Origin of the sequence: Mycobacterium sp. E740 (assembly GCF_001672895.1) — a bacterium.
In the GTDB taxonomy this organism is placed as follows: domain Bacteria; phylum Actinomycetota; class Actinomycetes; order Mycobacteriales; family Mycobacteriaceae; genus Mycobacterium.
Genome location: NZ_LZKP01000167.1, coordinates 1 through 4476 on the forward strand (window position 1 = coordinate 1; position 4476 = coordinate 4476).

The following is a 4476-nucleotide window of genomic DNA, read 5'->3' on the forward strand; positions in this document are numbered from 1 at the left end:
CGAAACCGCCCGTGAGGCAGCGGCACTCGTGCGCGTCGAATACGACGATGCGGTCCACGACGTTGAGCTGCGCAGCGATCACCCGAACCTGTACGCGCCCGAGGAGGTCAACGCGGGCTTTCCGACCGACACCACCGACGGTGACGCCGACGCCGCGCTGCGCAGCGCGCCGATCGTCGTCGACCAGACCTACACCACTCCCCACGAGCACAACAACCCGATGGAACCGCACTCCTGTATCACGCTGTGGGACAAAGACACTCTGACGTTCTGGGATTCGACCCAGGGTGTGCACGCAGTGCGCAAAGAATTGGCTACCACTTTCGGCCTCGAACCCGAGCAGGTCCGCGTGATTGCGAAGAACGTCGGCGGCGGTTTCGGCTCCAAAGGTGCGCCGCACTCGCACAATGTGCTCGCGGCCATGGCGGCGCAACGAGTCCCTGGCCGGCCCGTCAAGCTGGCGGTGACGCGCCAGCAGATGTTCGACTTCGTCGGCTACCGCACCCCGACAATCCAGCACGTGCGCCTCGGCGCCGAACGCGACGGCACACTGACCGCGATCAGTCACGAAGTCGTCGAGCAGACCGCGACCGTCAAGGAGTTCGCCGAGCAGACCGCCGCGCCAACACGCATGATGTACGCAGGCCTGAATCGCAAGACCTCGCACCGAGTGGCGGCTCTCGACGTGCCCGTCCCGTTCTGGATGCGGGCACCCGGCGAGTGCCCCGGAATGTTCGCCCTAGAGGTCGCGATGGACGAGCTCGCAGTGGCCTGCGGCGTCGACCCGATCGAGTTGCGCATCCGCAACGAACCCGCGGTCGACCCAGAGACCGGCAACCCGTGGTCGGACCGCAGGCTCGTCGAATGCCTGCAGGCGGGCGCGGAGCGGTTCGGTTGGGCCTCGCGTGACCCAGCGGCCGGAATCCGTTGCGAGGGTGAGTGGTTGACCGGCACGGGTGTGGCGTCGGCGGTGTATCCCGCGCAGATCATGCCCGGCAACGCGGCGCGTATTGAGTGCGTCGCGCCAGGCCGCTACACAGTCGGTATCGGGGCGGTCGACATCGGGACAGGCACGTGGACGGCGCTGAGCCAGATCGCCGCCGACGCACTCGGGTGTGACTTGAGTGCTGTCGAACTGCAGATCGGGGATACGGACCTGCCCGCGGCATCGGTTGAGGGCGGATCGTCGGGAATCAGTTCGTGGGGGCGCGCCATCATCGCTGCGGCACAACAGTTTCGGCATGACCACGGGGACGACCCCGCCGTCGGCGTCGCCACCACCGCTGAAGCACCGGAGAACGAGGAGGCGGAGAACTTCGGGATGTATTCGTTCGGTGCGCATTTCGTCGAGGCGCGGGTCAGCCGCCATACCGGTGAAATTCGGGTGCCGCGGATGCTCGGCGTGTTCTCGATCGGGCGGGTGATCAACCCGACGACGCTGCGCTCGCAGCTGATCGGCGGCATGACGATGGGGCTGTCGATGGCGCTGCACGAGGAGAGCGTGCGCGACCCCCGCTTCGGCCACATCGTCACCCGGGATCTCGCGACGTATCACATCAGCTCGCACGCCGATGTCCCTGCGGTCGAGGCCATGTGGCTCGACGGCGTCGACGAGCATTCGAACCCGATGGGGTCCCGAGGGGCGGGTGAGATCGGCATCGTCGGATCGGCCGCTGCGGTGGTCAACGCCGTTCACCACGCCACCGGGATCCGGGTGCGCGATCTGCCGGTGATGTGCGACGCGCTACTCGGCGTCTAGATCGGCGGGTAGGGCAGGCCGAACTCGTCGGCCAGCAGGCTCTGCACGATGATCATCGCCGCCTTGGAACCGGCGGCCATCGAACCCGCGACCGACGCTTGCTCGGTGCAGACGTCGCCCGCGGCGAACACGCCGCCAGTCTCGGTGCGGTGGATCGGGTCGATGCTGATGGCGTCATCGGCCAGCGGCCCGGGTGTGCACTCGGCGCCCAATTGTTCGGCCAGGGGTGAGCGTTGGCGCAGCGGCGCCTCCACAAGCAGGCCGTCACGAGCCAAGCGGTCGCCGTCGGCGAATGCGATCGAACTCAATTGGCCGTTCTCGCTGTGCAATCCGACGACACGACGATCGTCGATGGTGACGTTGGCCGCCTGCAGGACGTTGACGTCGGCGGGTGACAGGTCGGTGCGGCCGTCGGTCAGCAGTACGACGTCGTCGGTCCAGCCGCGCAGCATCAGCGCCGAATGCATGGCCTCCTCGCCGGCGGCCATGGTCGCGATCCGCTTGTCGCGCATCTCCCACCCGTGGCAGAACGGGCACTGGAACACCGAGGTGCCCCACAGTTCGGCGAGCCCGGGCAACTCCGGCGGGCAGTACTGCATGCCGGTGGCGAGCAGGACACGTTTGGCGAGGATCGGATCACCGTCGTCGGGCTCGAGGCAGAACCCGCCGTCGACGGGACGGCCGCTGACGATCAGCCCGTGCCGGTACTCGACGCTGGGGTAGGCCGCCAGCTCACGTCGGCCGGCGGCGTAGAGCTCGGCGGGCGGGCGCTGGTCGAAGCCGAGGAGACCGCCGATGACCTTCGACGCGCGGTTGCTCTGCTCGTCGGCGTCGATCACAACCGTGCGGCGCCTGGCCCGGCCCAGAACGAGAGCGGCACTCAGACCGGCGGCACCGGCGCCGATGACGGCACATTCCCACTGCATGGCGTCAAGTTTCCCCGGTTGCCGGCTCTGAAACCTCCGGTGGACGGGTACGGCTTGAGGTCGCGGTCGGGCGCCAGCGGGATGGCGGCAAGCCCGGTCAAGAAGGCGGTCAGATGCCCGACTTCGGTGAAGGTCGGCCGCGCGGCGGCGTTACCGGCCAGCGCGAGGACCGCCGCGGCCTGGGCGCGCGACCGCCAGGGCGGCCGTGCGTAACCCGAAAGGGCGCCGGCCACTCCCAGGACGAAATAGCTCACACCGACGTCGCGGGCGTTCTCCAGCCGACGGGGCGCCCGGCCCCTGCCGATCAGCAGTCCCAGGTAACTCTGGCTGACGTAGGTGCCCACGACGTGGGAGCAGAGCCCGACGAGAAGCCAACGCCACCAACGCAATCGACGCTCGGCGGGCGCCACCACCCCGGCGAACACCGGGACGTAAGGCCACCATCGGTGGTCGTCGAGCCAGAACAGGCTCGTCGTCAGCACGCGCGACGGTTCGGTGCGCAGCCGCCGCAGGTTCGTGGAGTTGCGGCGCTGGATCCGGCGCGACCCGCGATGACCGGCGGAGCGCTGCACGCGGCTGGTCACCAGCAGGACGAGCAGCCAGGCGTACGAAAGTGGGGCGCCGGCCACGCTGCGGAGGAACTGCACAACGCGACAGTACTGGCGAGACCGTTAGGCGAGCCGGTGGTCCGGTTTTTGTCGGTGGTGCTCGGCATGATGCGGTTATGTCCTTGACCGCATCTCGCGATGCCGCCGTGGTGAGTCCGCGGGAGCGGCTTGAGGAGTGTTTCGAGGAGTTGGCGCAGTTGGCGGGGCAGCGTAACGCCATTGATGGGCGCATCGTGGAGATCGTCGCCGAGCTCGATCGCGACGGCTTGTGGGGGATGACCGGGGTGCGGTCGGTCAAGGCGTTGGTGGCCTGGAAGCTGGGCATGTCCGATGCCACGGCCACGACGGTCACCGCTGTCGCCAACCGGTTCGAGGAGTTTCCGCGCTGCACCGCGCAGTTGCGGGAGGGCCGGTTGTCGTTGGATCAGGTCGGTGTGATCGCCAAGCACGCCGCCGCGGGTTCCGATGAGCATTATGCGCAGTTGGCGGCGGCGGCCACGGTCACCCAGTTGCGGTATGCGATCAGCCTGGCGCCGCGCCCGACGCCGCCGGCACCGGATCCGCAGCGTTCGATCACCAAGACCACCGGCGAGCAGTGCAGCACGTATCGGATCACGCTGCCCAACCTCGAGGCCGCCAAGCTCGATGCGGCGCTGCAGTCACACCGCGATGCGTTGATCAACGAGCACATCGACGACCACGGCCCCGACAGCCCCGGTGAGGATCATGAGCGCCGGTTACGGGGTGATTCGGCGGTGCGGGCGCCGTTTCCCACACTGGCCGATGCGTTCATGCGCCTGGTGGCTACCGGGTGGGACGGTGAAGTGGCGCGCCGCCCGCACGGGCAGCACACGACGGTGATCGTGCACCTGAATGCCGACAACCGCGCCGCCTGGCCGCACCTGGGCCCGGTCCTCTCGGAAGCTGATCGCCAATACCTGTTGTGTGACACCGACTGCGAGGTGTGGTTGCAGCGGCGCGGTCAACCCATCGGTGCTGGGCGCTTGACGCGGGTGATCAGCCGTCGGCTGCGCCGCGCGCTGGAGTACCGCGACCGCACCTGCCGGGTGCCCGGCTGTCACGCCACCCGCGGCCTGCACGCCCATCACATCCGGCACTGGGAAGACGGCGGCCCCACCGAGTTGGACAACCTGGTGCTGGTGTGCCCGCATCACCATCGGAT

General features: G+C 68.4%; 4 protein-coding genes. 2 read left to right on the top strand and 2 right to left on the bottom strand.

What is annotated here, in order from left to right:
- On the top strand, positions 1-1759 hold a 1759-nt coding region (locus tag A5663_RS15890; protein ID WP_068150952.1), incomplete at its 5' end, for a xanthine dehydrogenase family protein molybdopterin-binding subunit.
- Here the strand turns inward: A5663_RS15890 and A5663_RS15895 are convergent.
- Both A5663_RS15895 and A5663_RS15900 read right to left on the bottom strand, forming a co-directional pair.
- A complete protein-coding gene (locus A5663_RS15895) occupies positions 1756-2685 on the bottom strand; it encodes an NAD(P)/FAD-dependent oxidoreductase (RefSeq protein WP_068150956.1) in 930 nt (309 codons plus the stop codon). The two genes, A5663_RS15890 and A5663_RS15895, sit on opposite strands and share 4 nt — an antisense overlap.
- The gene (locus A5663_RS15900; protein ID WP_231976805.1) at positions 2640-3332 is read right to left on the bottom strand and encodes a rhomboid-like protein; all 693 of its coding nucleotides are present in this window, start codon (positions 3330-3332) and stop codon (positions 2640-2642) included. Before A5663_RS15900 ends, A5663_RS15895 begins: the two co-directional genes overlap by 46 nt.
- A 77-nt stretch (positions 3333-3409) precedes the next feature.
- On the opposite strand from A5663_RS15900, the gene A5663_RS15905 reads away from it, so the two are divergent.
- The coding region (locus A5663_RS15905) for an HNH endonuclease signature motif containing protein (protein WP_068150959.1) at positions 3410-4476 on the top strand (1067 nt) is incomplete at its 3' end.